At 66.8% G+C, this 19,101-nt stretch carries 17 protein-coding genes and 1 pseudogene; 15 read left to right on the forward strand and 3 right to left on the reverse strand.

All coding sequences use genetic code 11. The annotated features are described in order from the left end of the window. Nucleotides 1–91 precede the first annotated feature (91 nt). Together OHZ10_RS23935 and asd are read left to right on the forward strand one after the other, a co-directional pair. On the forward strand, nt 92–211 hold the full coding sequence (locus OHZ10_RS23935; protein WP_006756675.1) for a hypothetical protein: 120 nt from the start codon (nt 92–94) through the stop codon (nt 209–211). Between the two features lie 85 nt (nt 212–296). Further along, complete coding sequence (gene asd / locus OHZ10_RS23940) at nt 297–1,418, forward strand: aspartate-semialdehyde dehydrogenase (RefSeq protein WP_059237239.1); 1,122 nt, start codon at nt 297–299, stop codon at nt 1,416–1,418. Between the two features lie 98 nt (nt 1,419–1,516). On the opposite strand, the gene flgE is transcribed toward asd, so the two are convergent. After that, the gene (flgE, locus tag OHZ10_RS23945; protein WP_059237238.1) at nt 1,517–2,761 is read right to left on the reverse strand and encodes a flagellar hook protein FlgE; all 1,245 of its coding nucleotides are present in this window, start codon (nt 2,759–2,761) and stop codon (nt 1,517–1,519) included. A 26-nt stretch (nt 2,762–2,787) separates the two neighbouring features. Between flgE and OHZ10_RS23950 the strand changes: the two genes are divergently transcribed. The 13 genes from OHZ10_RS23950 (at nt 2,788) to OHZ10_RS24010 (ending at nt 16,968) form a co-directional block, all read left to right on the forward strand. Beyond that, nucleotides 2,788–2,985 carry a hypothetical protein gene (locus OHZ10_RS23950; protein ID WP_155627210.1) on the forward strand — a complete coding sequence of 66 codons (198 nt, stop codon included), beginning with the start codon at nt 2,788–2,790 and terminating at the stop codon, nt 2,983–2,985. A 608-nt stretch (nt 2,986–3,593) separates the two neighbouring features. Next, nucleotides 3,594–5,705, forward strand: a complete 2,112-nt coding sequence (locus tag OHZ10_RS23955; RefSeq protein WP_342705906.1) for a FimV/HubP family polar landmark protein — start codon at nt 3,594–3,596, stop codon at nt 5,703–5,705. After that, nucleotides 5,702–6,517 carry a tRNA pseudouridine(38-40) synthase TruA gene (gene truA, locus OHZ10_RS23960; protein ID WP_342705907.1) on the forward strand — a complete coding sequence of 272 codons (816 nt, stop codon included), beginning with the start codon at nt 5,702–5,704 and terminating at the stop codon, nt 6,515–6,517. The genes OHZ10_RS23955 and truA overlap by 4 nt, the downstream gene beginning before the upstream one ends. Then, nucleotides 6,514–7,215: a phosphoribosylanthranilate isomerase gene (locus OHZ10_RS23965; RefSeq protein WP_342705908.1), complete on the forward strand. Its 702-nt coding sequence runs from the start codon at nt 6,514–6,516 to the stop codon at nt 7,213–7,215. The genes truA and OHZ10_RS23965 overlap by 4 nt, the downstream gene beginning before the upstream one ends. Before the next feature lie 54 nt (nt 7,216–7,269). Beyond that, nucleotides 7,270–8,463: a tryptophan synthase subunit beta gene (gene trpB / locus OHZ10_RS23970; protein ID WP_059237234.1), complete on the forward strand. Its 1,194-nt coding sequence runs from the start codon at nt 7,270–7,272 to the stop codon at nt 8,461–8,463. Nucleotides 8,464–8,472: 9 nt separating this feature from the next. Beyond that, nucleotides 8,473–9,324, forward strand: coding sequence for a DNA-methyltransferase (locus tag OHZ10_RS23975; RefSeq protein ID WP_059237233.1), 852 nt, complete (start codon nt 8,473–8,475; stop codon nt 9,322–9,324). Between the two features lie 90 nt (nt 9,325–9,414). Continuing rightward, nucleotides 9,415–10,230, forward strand: coding sequence for a tryptophan synthase subunit alpha (gene trpA, locus OHZ10_RS23980; protein WP_059237232.1), 816 nt, complete (start codon nt 9,415–9,417; stop codon nt 10,228–10,230). A 62-nt stretch (nt 10,231–10,292) separates the two neighbouring features. Then, nucleotides 10,293–11,165 carry an acetyl-CoA carboxylase, carboxyltransferase subunit beta gene (gene accD, locus OHZ10_RS23985; RefSeq protein WP_059237231.1) on the forward strand — a complete coding sequence of 291 codons (873 nt, stop codon included), beginning with the start codon at nt 10,293–10,295 and terminating at the stop codon, nt 11,163–11,165. Nucleotides 11,166–11,265: 100 nt separating this feature from the next. Beyond that, nucleotides 11,266–12,576 (forward strand): bifunctional tetrahydrofolate synthase/dihydrofolate synthase, encoded by a 1,311-nt coding sequence (gene folC / locus OHZ10_RS23990; RefSeq protein ID WP_059237230.1) that lies wholly within the window; start codon nt 11,266–11,268, stop codon nt 12,574–12,576. Nucleotides 12,577–12,605: 29 nt separating this feature from the next. Beyond that, nucleotides 12,606–13,445, forward strand: a complete 840-nt coding sequence (locus tag OHZ10_RS23995) for an SPOR domain-containing protein (RefSeq protein WP_174992723.1) — start codon at nt 12,606–12,608, stop codon at nt 13,443–13,445. A gap of 6 nt (nt 13,446–13,451) precedes the next feature. Then, nucleotides 13,452–13,946, forward strand: a complete 495-nt coding sequence (locus tag OHZ10_RS24000) for a CvpA family protein (RefSeq protein ID WP_027782633.1) — start codon at nt 13,452–13,454, stop codon at nt 13,944–13,946. 51 nt (nt 13,947–13,997) lie between these two features. Next, nucleotides 13,998–15,530: an amidophosphoribosyltransferase gene (gene purF / locus OHZ10_RS24005; RefSeq protein ID WP_059237228.1), complete on the forward strand. Its 1,533-nt coding sequence runs from the start codon at nt 13,998–14,000 to the stop codon at nt 15,528–15,530. A 247-nt stretch (nt 15,531–15,777) separates the two neighbouring features. After that, nucleotides 15,778–16,968: an O-succinylhomoserine sulfhydrylase gene (locus OHZ10_RS24010; RefSeq protein WP_059237227.1), complete on the forward strand. Its 1,191-nt coding sequence runs from the start codon at nt 15,778–15,780 to the stop codon at nt 16,966–16,968. Between the two features lie 132 nt (nt 16,969–17,100). On the opposite strand, the pseudogene OHZ10_RS24015 reads toward OHZ10_RS24010, so the two are convergent. Together OHZ10_RS24015 and gmd are read right to left on the reverse strand one after the other, a co-directional pair. Continuing rightward, a pseudogene (locus OHZ10_RS24015) lies at nt 17,101–18,060 on the reverse strand (NAD-dependent epimerase/dehydratase family protein); the annotation flags it as partial. Next, nucleotides 18,047–19,093, reverse strand: coding sequence for a GDP-mannose 4,6-dehydratase (gmd, locus tag OHZ10_RS24020; protein WP_059237226.1), 1,047 nt, complete (start codon nt 19,091–19,093; stop codon nt 18,047–18,049). The gene gmd and the pseudogene OHZ10_RS24015, both read right to left, overlap by 14 nt. Between the last annotated feature and the right edge of the window lie 8 nt (nt 19,094–19,101).

The following is a 19,101-nucleotide window of genomic DNA, read 5'->3' on the forward strand; positions in this document are numbered from 1 at the left end:
TGTAGAAAGGGCGCGAACGGGCCGCGAAAATCGGCCGGTTCGCCCACGGTTGGCCGTTGTGCGGGCCACCGGCTTTGTGTAGACTCGAACGATGGCGCTGATTTCCCTGATCTCCCCGGTCCTGAAACTCCACGGCAACACTGCCCGTGCGGGTGCGCGCGCCATCGTCATCACGAAAACCATTACCACGAAAACGATCATTAAACGCTGATCGCCGTCGTGCCCGCCTGTTTCCCCGCGCGGTCACGCGGGGACGGAAATGGCGGGGAAGCTCCATTCAAAGCAAAGGGTTAGTCATGAACGTAGGTCTCGTAGGTTGGCGCGGCATGGTCGGCAGCGTCCTGATGCAGCGCATGCAGGAAGAGGGCGATTTCGACCTGATCGAACCGGTGTTTTTCAGCACCAGCAACACGGGCGGCAAAGCGCCGTCGTTCGCGAAAAACGAGACTACGCTCAAGGACGCGACCAACGTCGACGAGCTGAAGAAGTGCGACGTGATCATCACGTGCCAGGGCGGCGACTACACGAACGACGTGTTCCCGAAGCTGCGCGCGGCCGGCTGGAACGGCTACTGGATCGACGCGGCATCGTCGCTGCGGATGAAGGATGACGCGGTGATCATCCTCGATCCGGTCAACCTCGACGTGATCAAGGACGCGCTCGTCAAGGGCACGAAGAACTTCGTCGGCGGCAACTGCACGGTCAGCCTGATGCTGATGGCGCTCGGCGGCCTGTTCCGCGAGAACCTGGTCGACTGGATGACGGCGATGACCTACCAGGCCGCATCGGGCGCCGGCGCGCAGAACATGCGCGAGCTGCTGTCGCAGATGGGTGCGCTGAACGGCGCGGTGCAGGAACAGCTGGCCGATCCGGCTTCCGCGATCCTCGACATCGACCGCCGCGTGCTGGCCGCGATGAACAGCGATGCGATGCCGACGAGCCACTTCGGCGTGCCGCTGGCCGGCTCGCTGATTCCGTGGATCGACAAGGATCTCGGCAACGGGATGTCGAAGGAAGAGTGGAAGGGCGGCGCGGAAACCAACAAGATCCTCGGCAAGCCGGCGATGGGCGAGCCGGGTTCGATCCCGGTCGACGGGCTGTGCGTGCGGATCGGCGCAATGCGTTGCCACTCGCAGGCACTGACGATCAAGCTGAAGAAGGACGTGCCGCTCGACGAGATCAACGGCATCCTCGCGTCGGCGAACGACTGGGTGAAGGTCGTGCCGAACGAGCGTGAAGCGTCGATGCGCGACCTGTCGCCGGCGAAGATCACGGGCACGCTGACGGTGCCGGTCGGCCGCCTGCGCAAGCTCGCGATGGGCGGCGAGTACCTGTCGGCGTTCACGGTCGGCGACCAGCTGCTGTGGGGCGCGGCCGAGCCGCTGCGCCGCATGCTGCGCATCCTGCTCGACAAGTAAGTACGCTGCCGGCCCGGCCTGCGGGCCGGGCGGCACATGACGACGCGCCGCGCCGGCCTCGAGATTCGAGGCTGGCGCGGCGCGTTTTCATGCGTGGATCAGCGCAGGTTCAGCAGCGTCTGGTCGACCGCCTGCTGGGTCTTGATCGTCTGCGCGTTGGCCTGGTAATTGCGCTGCGCAGTGATCAGGTTCACGAGCTCGGTCGTCAGGTTGACGTTCGAGTTTTCCTGCGCGCTGCCCTGCAGCGTGCCGTGATTCGTGCTGCCCGGCGCGGAGATCTGCGGGACGCCCGATGCGGCACTTTCCGCATACTGGTTGCCGCCGATGTTCACGAGCCCGTTCGGATTGTTGAAGTTCGCGAGCGCGATCAGGCCGAGCACCGCGCTCTGGCCGTTCGAGTAGTTGCCGGTCAGCTTGCCGTCGGTGCCGATCGAGAACGTCGTCAGCGTGCCGCTCGCGAAGCCATCCTGCGCGAGGTTGGTCACGCCGTCCTTGCCGCCGTACTGCGTGGTGCCGCCGAGGTCGAGCGTCAGGTTCTGCGGGTTCGCGCCGCCCGTCGTGTTCGGGATCGAGAACGCGAACTGGCCGAGGCTCGGCGTCGGCTGGCCGGTCGCGGCCGACGTCGTCGAGCTGATCCGGCCCGACGCGTCGAACGTGACGGTGCCGAGGTTGGTCGGCGTCTGGCCCTGCACGCCCGCGTAGGCCTGCCACGTGCCGGCAGCACTCTTCGCGAAGTACATCGTGACCTGCTGCGAGCCGCCGAGCGTGTCGTAGACCTGGATCGACGAGTTGTAGTTGTACGTGGTGTTGTCGCTCGCGTTGAACGGCGTCTTGGCCGGCACCTTGTCCTGCGAGTTCAGGTTGAACTGGCCGGTGATCTTGTTCGTCGCGCGCGGCGCGATGTTGTTGGTCGGCGCCTGCAGCGGCACGGTCTGCGCGGTGTTGATCACGCCGCCCGCGCCTGCCGCATAGCCCATCAGGTTGCGGCCTTGCGCGTCGACGATGGCGCCGTTCTTGTCGCGGTGGAACGTGCCGTCGCGCGAGTAGGTGGTCACGCCGTTGTTCGACATCTGGAAGAAGCCGTTGCCGTTGATGGCAACGTCGAGCGACGACTTCGTCGAATTGATCGACCCCTGGCTGAAATTCTGTTCCACCGATGCGAGGTGTGTGCCGATGCCGATCTGCGTGTTGACCGACGTCGCGACTGAATTCGCGTACATGTCGGCGAAGTGCGCGCGCCCCTGCTTGAAGCCAACCGTGTTTGCATTCGCGATGTTGTTGCCAATCACGTCGAGATTGCTCGACGCGCCGGCCAACCCGCTCAAACCCTGCTGATAGCCCATGTTCGATCCCCGTAACGAGCTGGTGAGTGAATGCAGTCGTGCGACTGCGCGATGACCCTCTGGCACTTCACGGCATCAGCCCGGCCGATCGTGCTCCCGCCTTTCCGGCATGTGCAGGCACGAAGGTCGAAATGTGCCGATTCCTGTTTGAAGACGATCCTAGCGACGGCAATTATTTGATCTGTGTAATTTTGTGTAATGTAATTGAATTGGTGAAGAAATGACCGCTTTTGTATGAGCAAAGGGTCGTGCGGTATCGGCTGAAAGCCTTATGGGGCGGGGGTTTGGCGGGGGGAATCTTCATTTCGTCGATAAGAGAGGAGAATTGCCTTCTTATCGGTGAATTGAAATGGATTGGAGTGGAATTGGCGGCCGGTCGGGATTTTTTTGATTTCCGGCTGTTAATCCATTAACGGCAGGCGGCGCGAATTGTTGAGCGAACGCGTCCCGATTCTGCCGCCCTGGCCCTCCGGCCGATGTGCAGTGAACGCCGGCAAGCCGCGTCGTCCGGGCCGGCGGGCGATGCTGCCGCGACGGCTTCGGGCAATGGATGCGGGCGCGATCCGGCCGATCCGGTGCACAGGCTGCGGCATGCGGCATGCGGCATGCCGCGTGCGGACCGGGCGGCCCGGACGCCTGATCGCGCCGGTTGCACCTGCCGGCGAGGAATTCGGCCCGAACGTGAGCGCGTGAAGTAAACTACGCGGTTACGACGCACAGACCCGCCGAAAGCGTCGCGTTCCGCGCGACGCTTTTGCATTTCTGCGGCAACTTTATTGACGCTTCCAACCGCGAATCCGAGCCGCGCCCGCGCGCGGCGATAGAGCCAACGATGTCCCGAATTTCCTTGTTTCCGCGTCAGTCCCGTCTGTCGCGCGCCGTGCGTGGCGCGCTGGCGATCCTGGCGCTCGGCGCAGCTGCATCGGCCTGGGCGGCCGGCGCCGGCGAACTGCCGGCGTCCTCCGCTGCCGGCGCCACCGCACCGCTTACCGTGACGGTCCAGCCTGGCCAGTCGCTGAACGACATCGCGAAAGCGGCGACGCAATCGCACGATCCCGGCGTGCTCGCGCGCGCCGGTCGCGCACTGTTCGACGCCAATCCGCAGGCGTTCATGAAGCGCGACGCGAGCCGCCTGAAAGTCGGCGCGACGCTGACCGTGCCCGCGCTCGACGCGACCGGCGCGGCGCTCGTGCCGGCTGGCGCCGCCGCTGCCTCCGGCGCGGCGGCCGCTTCCGCACCCGCCGCCGCATCGGGCGGGGCGGCGCTCGCGCAGCATGGCGCATCCGCGCCGCATCCCGGCTCGGCCGTGCAGTCCGCGCCGCCGGTGCCGGCCGTGCATGCGGCGCCGGTGAGCGGTGCGAGTGTTGCGACGGCTGCGGGGGCGTCGGCTTCGATCGGCGCCTCGGCCGCGCATGGTGCATCGGCCGTCGAAAGCACGCCGGCGGCGCCTGCCGCGGGTGCAAGCGGGCCGCATGTCTGGAGCGGTGCGATCCAATCGGCGCCGTCGTCCGCGAGCGAGGCCGCGGTTCAGTCGATGCCGGGCAGCCAGGTTTCGGGTGTGCACGAACCGGCCGGCGCGGCGCCTGCCACGGGCGCGTCGCAACCGCGCCCGTCGAGCCTGCAGCAATTGCTGGCGCTGAAGAATCGTGTGCTGATGGAGTTGCAGAAGCACGGCATCGGCAAGCAGGCTACGACGACCGGCGTCGCGCCTGCGCCCGGGCCGGTGCCCGCCGCACCGCGTCCGGCCGCGAACGACACGGGTGCGCCGGCCGCTGCATCGACGGCAGGCGAAGCCGCGTCGGGTGCGGCTGCCAGCGCGCCGCAACCGGCATCGGCTTCTGCGCAGCCGGCCGCTCCTGTCGCCCCGGTTGCGACGCCCGCCCGCCGTACCGAGCAGATGGACTGGCGCCCGGCCGCCGTGGCCGGTGCAGCCGTGATCGTCCTCGCGGCCGGCTTTGCGTGGCGCAAGCGCCGGAAAGGCCGGCAATCGGGTGATGAGGGGGCGGCGGCTGCCGCTGTTGCAACGGGTGGCGGCGCGGCTGCGGAAGCCGCGCCGCCCGTCGAACGCGAGCTGCCGATCCAGCCCGAAATGCCGGTCGCGCGCGACGCGGCTTCCGACATGAACCTCGCCGCGGCGACTGCCGCAGCAGCCGAGACGATCGAGCCGCTTGCGGCGGATGTATCGCCTGCGTCCGAAGTGACGACGCACGACGAGCCGCTCGGCTTGCCGTCTGCCCACGCTGCGGTATCGCCTGCGAACGAGGCGGTTTCGGCTTCGGCGCCGCATGACGCGGATCAGGCAGAACAAGCCGCTGCCGTGGACAAGCAGGCCGAGCAGGCCGAGCGGAGCGCCGTACCCGCCACGCCTTCCGTGACCGAAGCGCAGCACGCGACGCTGATGCAGAACGCGATCAGCGCGCTCAACAGTCTCGACATGCCGCTGCCGCCGCGCGCGATGGACGAACCGGCGTTGACGCCGGACGAGCTGTCCGCGCGGGCAGGGCAGTTCGACGCCGAGAAAATTGCAACTAACGGTCAATCCGCCCAGCACCTGCCGATTGGCTCGAACGATGCGGCCCTGGAACATCCGGCCGATCAGGACGACGAGTTCGACTGGGATCCGGACGCGGCGACGCCTGCCGGCCACGCGGGCAGCCCGCTCGCGACGTCGTCGCTGCCGCCGCTCGGCGGCGCGCAGTTCGGCGCGTTGAAGCTCGATTTCGATCTCGACCTGCCGTCCGCGCCGGGCGCCGCGCTGCCTGCGCTCACGCCGGACGAACTCGCCCGCATTGCGCGCAACAAGCTCGATCTCGCGTCGGAGTACGTCGAATTGGGCGACCTGTCCGGCGCGCGGACGCTGCTGCAGGAAGTGGTCGACGCGAACGACACCGCGACGCGCGACGACGCGCGTGCGCTGCTCGCGAAACTGGCGGACGAGGCGTGAAGCGGATCGCGCTGGGTGTCCAGTACGACGGTGCGGCGTTTTGCGGCTGGCAGGCGCAGCCGCACGGCAAGACCGTACAGGACCGGCTCGAACATGCACTGGCCGAGTTCGCACGGGTGCCGCTGCACACGACGGTGGCCGGGCGGACCGACACCGGCGTGCACGGGCTCGGGCAAGTCGTGCACTTCGACACCGACCTCGACCGTGAGGTGTTCTCGTGGGTGCGCGGCACCAACGCGTTCCTGCCGTCGACCGTGTCGGTGCAATGGGCGAAGCCGATGCCGGACACGTTCCACGCCCGGTTCTCGGCATTCGAGCGCACCTATTACTACGCGCTGTACGTGCATCCCGTGCGCTCGCCGATGCTGGCCGGGCGTGCGGGCTGGATCCACACGCCGCTCGACGACGATGCGATGCGCGCCGCCGCCGCGCACCTGATCGGCGAGCGCGACTTCTCGTCGTTCCGGTCGTCGGAATGCCAGTCGAAGACACCGGTCAAACACCTGTATCGGATCGACGTGCGGCGCGACGGGCATTTCATCCATTTCCGCTTCCGCGCCAACGCGTTCCTGCATCACATGGTGCGCAACCTGATGGGCTGTCTCGTCGCGGTCGGGCGCGGCCGCTATCCGGCCGACTGGCTCGCCGACGTGCTGGCCGGGCGCGACCGCAATCTCGCGGCGCCCACTTTCATGGCCGACGGGCTGTACCTCGCCCACGTCGGCTACCCGGCGGAATTCGCCGTCCCGCCCGCGCAGCTCGGCAGCGTGCCGTGGAGCAGCGTCTGGGCCGATCTGGACCCTCAATCATGACGGATCACGCCGTGTCTTCCCCGACTTCCGCCGCGACCGGCCTGGCGCCGCGCACGCGCATCAAGCTGTGCGGGCTGTCGCGTCCCGAGGACGTGCTGCACGCGGCGGCGCTCGGCGCCGACGCGATCGGCCTCGTGTTCTATCCGAAGAGCCCGCGGGCGGTGACCATCGCGCAGGCGGCCGAGCTGGCGAGCCTCGCGCCGCCGTTCGTGTCGGTGGTCGGGCTGTTCGTGAATGCGACCGAAGCCGAGATCGAGTCCGTCGTGCGCGACGTGCCGCTGACGGTGCTGCAGTTCCACGGCGACGAGACACCCGGGCAGTGCGATGCGCTCGGTCGCGCGGCACGGCTGCCGTGGCTGCGCGCGGTGCGCGTCGGCCCCTCGACGCAGCCGTCCGATTTGGTAGAATCGGCTCTTCATTACTCGAAAGCGCGCGGCCTCCTGTTCGACACCCTGGTGCCGGATTACGGCGGTAGCGGCAAGGTCTTCGATTGGTCTCTTATTCCCGCAGAGCTCGCGCATCGGGCCGTTTTGAGTGGTGGCTTGAGCGCGCAAAACGTCGGTGATGCGATCCGCCAGCTGCGTCCGTTTGCTGTCGATGTCTCGAGTGGCATCGAAGTGGAGGGCGCAAAGGGCGTGAAGGACCACGCCCGGATGGCGGCGTTCGTACGCGCGGTGCGCGAAGCGGACGCCCGGTGATGCAAGCGGTGCGGCCTGACAAGCGGGGCGCGCCGACCGATCGAGAGAGACACCATGTACAACCTTCCTGATGATCGCGGCCATTTCGGCCCGTATGGCGGCGTGTTCGTCGCCGAGACGCTGATTCACGCGCTGGACGAACTGCGCGCGGCGTATGAAAAATTCCAGAACGACCCCGATTTCGTCGCCGAGTACGAGCGCGAACTGAAGTATTTCGTCGGCCGTCCGTCGCCGATCTATCACGCGCAGCGCTGGAGCGAGATGCTGGGCGGCGCGCAGATCTACCTGAAGCGCGAAGACCTGAACCACACGGGCGCGCACAAGATCAACAACGTGATCGGCCAGGCGCTGCTCGCGAAGCGCATGGGCAAGAAGCGCGTGATCGCGGAAACGGGCGCCGGCCAGCACGGCGTTGCAACCGCGACGATCTGCGCGCGCTTCGGGATGGAGTGCATCGTCTACATGGGCGCCGAAGACGTGCGCCGGCAGGCCGCGAACGTGTACCGGATGAAGCTGCTCGGCGCGACGGTCGTGCCGGTCGAGTCGGGCTCGCGCACGCTGAAGGATGCGCTGAACGAGGCGATGCGCGACTGGGTCACGAACATCGAAAGCACGTTCTACATCATCGGCACGGTGGCGGGCCCGCACCCGTACCCGATGATGGTGCGCGACTTCCAGCGCGTGATCGGCGACGAGTGCAAGGTGCAGATGCCTGAACTCGCGGGCCGGCAGCCCGACGCGGTGATCGCCTGCGTCGGCGGCGGCTCGAACGCAATGGGCATCTTCTATCCGTACATCGACGACACGTCGGTGCAGCTGATCGGCGTCGAAGCGGCCGGCGACGGCCTCGACACCGGCCATCACGCGGCATCGCTGATCGCCGGCAGCCCGGGCGTGCTGCACGGCAACCGCACGTACCTGCTGCAGGACGACAACGGCCAGATCATCGAGACGCATTCGGTGTCGGCAGGTCTCGACTATCCGGGCGTCGGCCCCGAACACGCATGGCTGAAGGACAGCGGCCGCGCGCAGTACGTGCCGATCACCGACGACGAAGCGCTGAAGGCATTCCACGATTGCTGCCGGATCGAAGGGATCATTCCCGCGCTCGAGTCGAGCCACGCGATCGCGTATGGCGTGAAGCTCGCGCCGACGTTGCCGAAGGACAAGATCCTGCTCGTCAACCTGTCGGGCCGTGGCGACAAGGACATGCACACGGTCGCCGAGCGATCGGGTATCGACCTCTGACCCCGACCGATGCGTGACCTGATCGAAGAACCGGGCGGCGGTGCCGCGAGCGAGGCGGAGGCGGTTCAGCCCGCCGTCGCGGTGCCGCGCGCGCTGCCGTCCGGGATCGAACTGCATAACCGCGATTTCCTGACCGATGCCGCGCACCTGCCGGATGCGTCGATCGACCTGATCGTCGCCGATCCGCCGTACGGGCTCGGCAAGGACTACGGCAACGACTCGGACAAGCGTTCGGGCGACGATTTCCTCGCGTGGACGCGCGAGTGGCTCGAGCTCGCGATTCCGAAGCTGAAGCCGAGCGGGTCGATGTACATCTTCTGCACGTGGCAGTACGCGCCGGAAATCTTCAGTTTCCTGAAGACGAAGCTCACGATGGTCAACGAGATCATCTGGGACCGGCGCGTGCCGAGCATGGGCGGCACGACGCGCCGTTTCACGTCGGTGCACGACAACATCGGCTTTTTCGCGGTTTCCAAGGCGTATTACTTCGATCTCGATCCGGTCCGCATCCCGTACGACGCCGATACGAAGAAGGCCCGCTCGCGCAAGCTGTTCGAGGGCAGCAAGTGGCTGGAGATGGGCTACAACCCGAAGGACGTCTGGTCGGTCTCGCGCCTGCACCGGCAACACGCGGAGCGCGTCGATCATCCGACCCAGAAGCCGCTGGAAATCATCGAGCGGATGGTGCTCGCAAGCTGCCCGCCGGGCGGCCGCGTGCTCGATCCGTTCATGGGCAGCGGCACGACCGCGGTGGCCTGCGCACGGCAGGGGCGCAACTTCGTCGGCTACGAGATCAACGAAAGTTATTGTGCGATCGCGCACGAGCGCGTGAACGCGCTCGCTGCGCCGGCGTGCGCGTGAATCGCGCCGCCGCATCGCCGAACTCTAACTTTGTATGGGTCCGGAGTAAGCGCTGAAGCGCCAACTCCGGATCGACACAGGAAAATTGCCATGTCCCGTATTCAGCAAACCTTCGCCGCGCTCGCCGAACAAGGCCGTAAGGGCCTGATCCCGTTCATCACGGCCGGCGACCCCGATCCCGCGAAAACCGTCGAATTCATGCACGCGCTCGCCGCCGGCGGCGCGGACGTGATCGAACTCGGCGTGCCGTTCTCGGACCCGATGGCCGACGGCCCCGTGATCCAGCGCTCGTCGGAGCGCGCGCTCGCGCGCGGCGTCACGCTCAAGAGCGTGCTGGCCGACGTGAAGCGTTTTCGCGAGACCGACCCTAAAACCCCCGTCGTGCTGATGGGCTATGCGAACCCGATCGAACGGATGGGCGTCGACGCGTTCGCGGCCGAGGCGCACGCGGCCGGCGTCGACGGCGTGCTGGTCGTCGACTATCCGCCGGAAGAGGCGGGCGTATTCGCCGAAAAGATGCGTGCCGCGCAGATCGATCCGATCTTCCTGCTCGCGCCCACGTCGACCGACGAACGCATCGCCGACGTCGGCAAGATCGCGAGCGGCTACGTGTATTACGTGTCGCTCAAGGGGGTGACCGGCGCGGGAAATCTGGATGTTTCGAGCATTGCGGGTAAAATCCCGGCCATCAAGTCGCGCGTGCCGGTTCCGGTGGGCGTCGGCTTCGGTATCCGCGACGCCGAAACGGCGCGCGCGGTGGCCGAAGTGTCGGACGCCGTCGTGATCGGCAGCCGCCTCGTGCAGCTGCTCGAAAGCGCTGCGCCGGATGCTGCCGCCGCCGCGCTGAAGACCTTCATCGCCGAGCTGCGTGCCGCCCTGGACGGCGCGGGCAAGACGGCGCGATAAACACAACACAGGAAGCGGGCGGGCCAAGCGGCCCGTCCCGCCACGGAACAGGAAACCATACGATGAGCTGGCTCGACAAACTGTTGCCGCCGAAGATCAAGCAGACCGACCCGAAAAGCCGCAAGGGCATTCCGGAAGGCCTGTGGGTCAAGTGCCCGTCCTGCGAGGCCGTGCTGTACCGCAACGACGTGGATGCGAACCTGCACGTATGCCCGAAGTGCGATCACCACATGCGCATCGGCGCGCGTGAGCGTCTCGACGGGCTGCTCGATCCGGAAGGCCGCTATGAAATCGGCCAGGAAATCGTGCCGGTCGACACGCTGAAGTTCAAGGACAGCCGCAAGTACCCCGATCGTCTGAAGGAAGCGATGGACGAGACGGGCGAGACCGACGCGATGGTCGTGATGGGCGGGGCGATCCACACGCTGCCCGTCGTCGCGGCCTGCTTCGAGTTCTCGTTCATGGGCGGCTCGATGGGTTCGGTCGTCGGCGAGCGCTTCGCGCGCGGCGCGCAGAACGCGCTGGAACAGCACGTGCCGTTCATCTGCTTCACCGCATCGGGCGGCGCACGGATGCAGGAAAGCCTGCTGTCGCTGCTGCAGATGGCCAAGACCACCGCGATGCTGACCAAGCTGGCCGAGGCGAAGCTGCCGTTCATCTCGGTGCTGACCGACCCGACGATGGGCGGCGTGTCGGCGAGCTTTGCGTTCCTCGGCGACGTCGTGATCGCCGAGCCGAAGGCGCTGATCGGCTTCGCCGGCCCGCGCGTGATCGAGCAGACGGTGCGTGAAAAGCTGCCGGAAGGCTTCCAGCGCGCCGAATTCCTGCTGAAGACGGGCGCGATCGACATGATCGTCGACCGCCGCAGGATGCGCGACGAAATCGCGCAATTGCTCGCGCTGCTGCAGCGACAGCCGGCCGACGCGCTGGCTTGACCGGCGCAAGGTTGTGAACTCTGCGCGTCGCCTGGCTTCAGCGTCAGGCGGCGCGCTTCGTTTTTTGGCGTAGTGGCGGTACCGATCCAGATTTGATCCGATGAGCACTTTTCCCACTCTCGACGCGTGGCTTTCGCATCTCGAACGCGCGCACCCGGTCGGCATCGACATGGGTCTGACCCGCATCGGGCAGGTCAAGGCGGCGCTGCAGCTTGAATTCGCATGCCCCGTCATCACCGTCGGCGGCACGAACGGCAAGGGCTCGACCTGTGCGTTCCTCGAGACGATCCTCGTGCGCGCGGGCTACAAGGTCGGCTGCCATACGTCGCCGCACCTGCTCGAATTCAACGAGCGCGCACGCGTGAACGGCCAGAACGTCACCGATGACGAACTGCTGCCGCATTTCGAGGCGGTCGAAGCCGCGCGCACGTCGCTGCCCGAGCCCGTGTCGCTCACGTATTTCGAATTCACGACGCTCGCGATCATGCACCTGTTCGCGTCGCGCGGGCTCGACGCGGTGATCCTCGAAGTCGGCCTCGGCGGCCGGCTCGATGCGGTCAACATCATCGATACCGATTGCGCGATCGTCACGAGCATCGACATCGACCACACCGAATACCTCGGCGACACGCGCGAGAAGATTGCGTTCGAGAAGGCCGGGATCTTCCGCGCGGGCAAGCCGGCAATCTGCGGCGATCCGGCCGCGCCGCAAACGCTGATCGACCACGCCGAAGCGATCGGCGCCGACCTGTGGCTGGTCGGCCGCGATTTCCGCTACGAGGCGCAGGCAGGCGCGGAGCGCCAGCAGTGGAGCTACCTCGGCCGCGAGAAGCGCTATCCGGCGCTCGCATACCCGGCGCTGCGCGGCGCGAATCAGCTGATCAATGCGTCGGCCGCGCTCGCCGCGCTCGAGGCGTTGCGCCCGGTGCTGCCAGTGTCCGCGCAGGACATCCGGCTCGGGCTCGCGAACGTCGAGCTGCCGGGGCGCTTCCAGGTGCTGCCCGGCAAGCCGGCGATCGTGCTCGACGTCGCGCACAACCCGCATGCGTCGGCCGTGCTCGAGCAGAACCTCGGCAACATGGGCTTCTTCCCGTACACGTACGCGGTGTTCGGCGCGATGCACGACAAGGACATCGACGGCGTGCTGCAGCACCTGAAGGGCGAGATCGACCACTGGTGCGTGACCGACCTGCCGCTGCCGCGCGCGGCCTCCGCGGAGCAGCTCGAAGCCGCGCTGCGCAAGGCAGGCGTGGAGGAGGGGCCCGATTCGAGCGTGACGCGTTACGCGTCGCCGGCAGAAGCGTTTCGCGATGCACTAAAAAGAGCATCCGAGAATGATAGAATCGTGGTTTTCGGCAGTTTCCATACGGTTGCCGGCGTGCTGGCCTACCGTAAATCGCAGCAACACTGACTGACGGGCAGTTTCGGACTCAGCCATTCATGGGAATTTTCTCGTTCGGCAAAAAAGACGACGACGCGCCCCCGCGGCGCGGCGGTCGCACCGGGACCTCCCGGAACGTGCGCACGGAGCGCACCACTGAACGCGTCGAGCGCCGCTCGCGCCGCACCGAGCGTCCGGAATCGGACGCGCTGCTCCTTGATCCGACCCTTCCAGAAAAGCAACGCGCACGCCGTCGCCTCGTGGGTGCGATCGCGCTCGTCGTGGCGGCCGTGATCGTGCTGCCGATGGTGCTCGATTCGCACCCGAAGCCGGTCACGGACGACATCGCGATCGACATCCCGAACCGGCCCGCGCACCAGGCGGTCGCGCCGCGCGACGACGATGCGTCCGACGTGCAGGCCGGCGTCGCGCATGACGAGCCGCCGGCATCCGATACGGCCGTTGTGGCCGCACCGGCACCTGTGCCGGCGCCCGCAGCCAAGCCGGCCGCGAAACCCGATACGACGACCACCGCGAGCGTGACGCCGCCGAAGCCCGCGCCGAAGCCGGCCGCCCCCGCGGCGAAACCGGCTGCGCCGAAACCCGCGCCCGCCACCGTCGCGAATGCCGACGCCGCGAGCCCGGACAGCGGCGACGCATCGTCGCCGGCCTCGCCGGCCGGTGCGCGCTTCGCGGTGCAGCTCGGGTCGTTCAAGGATGACGCGACGGCCCGTTCGTGGGCGACCAAATTGAAATCGGCGGGTGTGCCCGCATATGTCGAGCATCGCAAGCAGGCAGACGGCAGCACGGCTACACTGTTGCGTGCCGGCCCGTTCGCGGATCGCTCGGCGGCCTCCGCCGCGATCGCGAAGGTGCGCGAAGCCGGTCTGACGCAATAACGCACGATGCTGACGGCTTTCGACTACGCTGTATTGGCGGTGATCGTGTTGTCGGCGCTGCGCGGTGCGTGGCGCGGCTTCGTGTCGGAGATATTCGGGCTGATCGGCTGGATCGCGGCGATCGTGATCGCGGGCCGCTACGTCGGGCTGGTCGTGCCGTACATTCCGGCGAACTGGCCGGGCGGTGCGCTGACGCAATGGGTGATCGCCTTCGCGCTGCTCGTGATCGGCGTCGTGCTGGTCGCCGGTGTCGCAAACGCGTTGCTGTCGCGGATCGCGCAGGCGAGTGGCCTGGGCGGCGTCGACCGCTCGCTGGGCATGATGTTCGGGCTCGTCCGCGGCTGTGTGCTGGTGGTGCTGCTGGTCGCGGCGGCCGGGCTGACCGAACTGCCCAAACAGGATTTCTGGCGCAATGCGCTCTTGCGTCCTTTCGCCGAACAGGGCGTGCACGAGCTGAAGCAGCTCCTGCCCGACGGCATGGCCCAGTACGTACGCGTGTGACGACGCGGCCGGGCAGGACGGAACCGATTTTGTCATCTTGAAGGACATGCCATGTGCGGCATCGTAGGTGTTATCTCCCAATCCCCGGTCAATCAGCTGATCTATGACAGCCTGCTGCTGCTGCAGCATCGCGGTCAGGACGCGGCGGGCATCGCGACGGCGGACGGCAGCAATTTCCACATGTACAAGGCGAACGGCATGGTGCGCGACGTGTTCCGCACGCGCAACATGCGCAGCCTGCCCGGCACCTACGGCATCGGCCAGGTGCGCTACCCGACGGCCGGTTCGGCGTCGAGCGAAGCCGAGGCGCAGCCGTTCTACGTGAACGCGCCGTTCGGGATCATTCTCGCGCACAACGGCAACCTGACGAACTGGCAGCAACTGAAGGACGAGATGTTCCGGATCGACCGCCGGCACATCAACACCAATTCCGACAGCGAAGTGCTGCTCAACGTGTTCGCGCACGAACTGCAGCTGTCGACGACGGGCCTCGAGCTCGATCCGGCGTCGGTGTTCAAGGCGGTCTCGGGCGTGCATCGCCGCCTGCAGGGTTCGTACGCGATCGTGTCGCTGATCGCCGGCTACGGCCTGCTCGCGTTCCGCGATCCGTTCGGCATCCGCCCGCTGTGCATCGGCAAGCTCGAAACGGAACACGGCACCGAGTGGATGGTCGCGTCGGAGTCGGTGGCCGTCGAAGGCATCGGTTTCGAATTCGTGCGCGACGTGCAGCCGGGTGAAGCGATCTTCATCGATCCGGCCGGCAACTTCCACAGCCAGCAGTGCGCGGAGCAGCCGACGCTGAACCCGTGCATGTTCGAATACGTGTACCTCGCGCGTCCGGATTCGTGCCTCGACGGCGTGCCCGTCTACAACGTGCGCCTGCGCATGGGCGACTATCTCGCCGAGAAGATCAAGCGCGAGCTGCCGAACGTGCCGATCGACGTCGTGATGCCGATTCCCGATTCGTCGCGCCCGGCCGCGATGCAGGTCGCCGCGAAGCTCGGCGTCGAGTATCGCGAGGGCTTCTTCAAGAACCGCTACGTCGGCCGTACGTTCATCATGCCGGGGCAGGCCGTGCGCAAGAAGTCGGTGCGCCAGAAGCTCAACGCGATGAGCATCGAGTTCAAGGACAAGAACGTCCTGATCGTCGACGACTCGATCGTGCGCGGCACGACCTCGCATGAAATCGTGCAGATGGCGCGCGATGCGGGCGCGAAGTCGGTGATCTTCGCGTCGGCCGCGCCGCCCGTGAAGTTCCCGAACGTGTACGGCATCGACATGCCGACGCGCGGCGAGCTGGTCGCACACGGCCGCACCGACGAAGAAGTCGCGAAGATGATCGGCGCCGATCACCTGATCTATCAGGACGTCGACGACCTGCGCCGCGCGGTGCGCGACATCAACCCGAAGCTCGAGCGCTTCGAGGCGTCGTGCTTCGACGGCAACTACATCACCGGCGACGTGACGCCCGAGTATCTCGATGCGATCGAGCGCGCGCGTCTCGCGCCGGCGTCGCAGGCCGATCGGGACACCGCCGGCGACACCGAGCGTTCGCAGATGAACCTGCAGTTGTCGGTCGAGTGACACCGGCGCACGCTTCTGGCGAAGCGTGATAGGATGTGGCCTTGCGTCGATTTGATATCAGCTTGCGGACGCGGGGCGACTTCCCAAAACAGCTAAAGCGAAGGCCGGCGACAGCCGGCCCGAGTCGATCGCTGTCGTACCGCACCGAAGCCCGCTGATGCAGACGCATAGCGGGCTTTTTGTTTTTGGGCCTGGTTTTGATCTGGCCTGCGCGACGCGCGTGGCCATCGGATACGGAAAACGGAACATGGACGACTCCCTCAACTTCGACACGCTTGCCGTGCGCGCAGGCACGCTGCGCAGCGACTTCAACGAGCACTCGGAAGCGCTGTTCCTCACGTCGAGCTTCTGCTTCTCGAGCGCGGCCGACGCGGCCGAGCGCTTCGCGAACTCGGAAGACTACTTCACCTATTCGCGCTTCACGAACCCGACCGTCACCATGTTCCAGGAGCGTCTCGCGGCGCTCGAGGGCGGCGAGGCGTGCATCGCGACGGCGTCGGGGATGGCCGCGATCATGTCGGTCGTGATGTCCGCGCTGCAGGCAGGCGACCACCTCGTCAGCTCGCGCAGCCTGTTCGGCTCGACGCTCGGGATGTTCTCGCAGATCTTCAGCAAGTTCGGGATCACGACGACCTTCGTCGACCCGACCGACCTGAACGCGTGGCAGGAAGCGGTGCGGCCGGAAACGAAGATGTTCTTCCTCGAGACGCCGTCGAACCCGCTGACCGAACTCGCCGACATCGAGGCGATCGGCAAGATCGCGAAGGCCGCGAACGCGCTGTTCGTCGTCGACAACTGTTTCTGCAGCCCGGTGCTGCAGCAGCCGCTGAAGCTCGGCGCGGATGTCGTGATGCACTCGGCGACGAAATTCCTCGACGGGCAGGGCCGCGTGCTCGGCGGCGCGCTGGTCGGCACGAAGGAATTCATCATGGGCAAGGTGTTCCCGTTCGTGCGCAGCGCGGGCCCGACGCTGTCGGCCTTCAACGCGTGGGTGCTGCTGAAGGGGATGGAGACGCTGTCGCTGCGCGTCGAGAAGCAATCGGCGAATGCGCTGGAAATCGCGCGCTGGCTCGATTCGCATCCGGCCGTTGCGCGCGTGTTCTATCCGGGCCTCGAATCGCACCCGCAGCATGAGCTCGCGAAGCGCCAGCAGAAGGCGGGCGGCGCGATCGTGTCGTTCGAGCTGAAGGGCGACACGCCCGAGCAGCAGCGCGCGAACGCATGGCGCGTGATCGACGGCACGAAGCTCGTGTCGATCACCGGCAACCTCGGCGACACGCGCACGACGATCACGCATCCGGCCACCACGACGCACGGCCGTATCACGCCGGAAGCGCGCGCGGCAGCCGGAATCACCGAAGGGCTGATCCGCCTCGCGGTCGGCCTCGAGCACGCGAACGACGTCCGCAACGATCTCGCACGCGGACTCGAAGGCTGAGCGCGCCGGCAGGCAGCCTTACAGCGATGCGACGGGGCGCGCCTGCACGGACGTCCTGTCGCCATCGGCGACATAGTCGCGGCGCACGCCTTCGCGCGTGCGCGATCCGTTCAGCGGGCGTGCGGATGCCGGCGGTGCGTCCGCCGGCAGGTCATTGCGCACCGCGCTCACCATCCATCGCAGCGTTTCATCGAGCGGCGTGACGGGCAGTTCGCCCACCGCGCGCCGCAGTTTGTCACGCGACCCGCTCAGGCTCTTCACCTCGTTGTGCCGCACGAAGCGCGGATCGATCGTCACGTCGATCACGTAGCCGGCGATGCGCGACAGGATCGCCAGCACTTCCTTCAGCGAATACGCGCGCTCCGAGCAGACGTTGAGTATCTCGCCGGCAGGCGCGGTTTCGATCAGCTTCAGGTACGCAGCCGTCACGTCGCGCACGTCGGAGAAATCGCGCCGCACGTCGAGATTGCCGAGCGAGATCCGCGGTTCGTTGCGCGCGTAGTGTGCGACGAGCTTCGGCAGCAGATACGCATCGCTCTGGCCGACACCCGTGTAGTTGAACGGCCGCGCAATCACGATCGGCAGCCGGTCGGCCCACAGCTTCGCCGCATATTCCATCGCGAGCTTGCTGATCGCGTAGTCGTTCGCGGGGGCGGGCGGGACGTTCTCGTCGAGCACGCCGGCCGTCGAGTTGCCGTAGATGTTCGCGCTGCTCGCGAGCAGCACGGCCGACGGGCGGCGGTCGAGACCCGCGAGCGCGGCCAGCAGGTTGCGCGTGCCGACGACGTTGACCGCGTAGGTTTGCGACGGTTCGTCGTGTGCGACGTGCGCTCGTGCGGCGAGATGCACGACCGCGTCGGGCCGGGCGTCGGCGGCCGCTGCGCGCACCGCGTCCGCGTCGAGCAGGTCGACCGGCAGCAGCGTGCAGTTCGCGAACACCGGATCGTCGGTGGGCGGCGAGCCGGGCGCGACCGTCCCCCAGACTTCGTAGCCGGCGGCTTCGAGATGCTGCGCCATGTAACGGCCGGTGAAACCCGTCAGGCCCGTGACGAATGCACGGCGCGGCGCGTGTTCGATATCAGAACGTGTCATGGTGTTGGTTCCGCGTCAGATCCGCCTCGACCATCATCTGGCAAAGCTGTTCGAGCGTCGTTTCCGGCGCCCAGCCGAGCTTGCTTTTGGCCTTGTCCGCGCAACCGATCAGCAGATCGACTTCCGCGGGGCGGTAGAACTTGGGATTCACTTCGACGAGCACATTGCCCGTCGCCACATCGAGGCCGCGCTCCTGCTCACCCTTGCCGGTCCACTCGATCTGATAGCCGGCCGCCGCGAACGCCATCCGCACGAAGTCGCGCACGGTCTCGGTCCGGTTGGTTGCCAGCACGTAGGTGTCGGGTTCGTCGACCTGCAGCATCCGCCACATCCCTTCGACGTACTCGAGTGCAAAGCCCCAGTCGCGTTTCGCGTCGAGATTGCCGAGCTCGAGGCGCGTCGCCTTGCCGAGCTTGATCTTCGCGACGGTGTCCGTGATCTTGCGGGTGACGAATTCGCGGCCGCGCAGCGGCGATTCGTGGTTGAACAGGATCCCGCTGCTGCCGAACAGGCCATACGACTCGCGGTAGTTCACGGTCATCCAGTGCGCGAACAGCTTCGCGACGCCGTACGGGCTGCGCGGATAGAACGAGGTCGTTTCCGTCTGCGGAATCGACTGCACCTTGCCGAACATCTCGGACGTCGATGCCTGGTAAAAGCGCGTCTTCGGGCTCACGACGCGGATCGCCTCGAGCAGGTGCAGCGGGCCGAGGCCCGTGACGTCCGCGGTCGTGGACGGTTGCTCGAACGACACGCCGACGAAGCTTTGCGCGGCCAGGTTGTACAACTCGTCGGGCTGCGTGCGTTCCAGCAGCCGCACGCTCGAGCCGGCGTCCGTCAGGTCATGTTCGACGAGCGTGAGGTTCGGGTGCGTGTTGACGCCGAGCTCGGCGATGCGCCACAGGTTGACCGAGCTGGTGCGGCGGTAAGTCCCCGTGACCTGGTAGCCCTTGTCGAGCAGCAGCTTGGTCAGGTAGGCGCCGTCCTGTCCCGTGATCCCCGTGATGATGGCCTTCTTGCGAGTTTGGGTCATGGCGTTGT

The organism is Burkholderia arboris (assembly GCF_038723655.1).
Taxonomy (GTDB): domain Bacteria; phylum Pseudomonadota; class Gammaproteobacteria; order Burkholderiales; family Burkholderiaceae; genus Burkholderia; species Burkholderia arboris.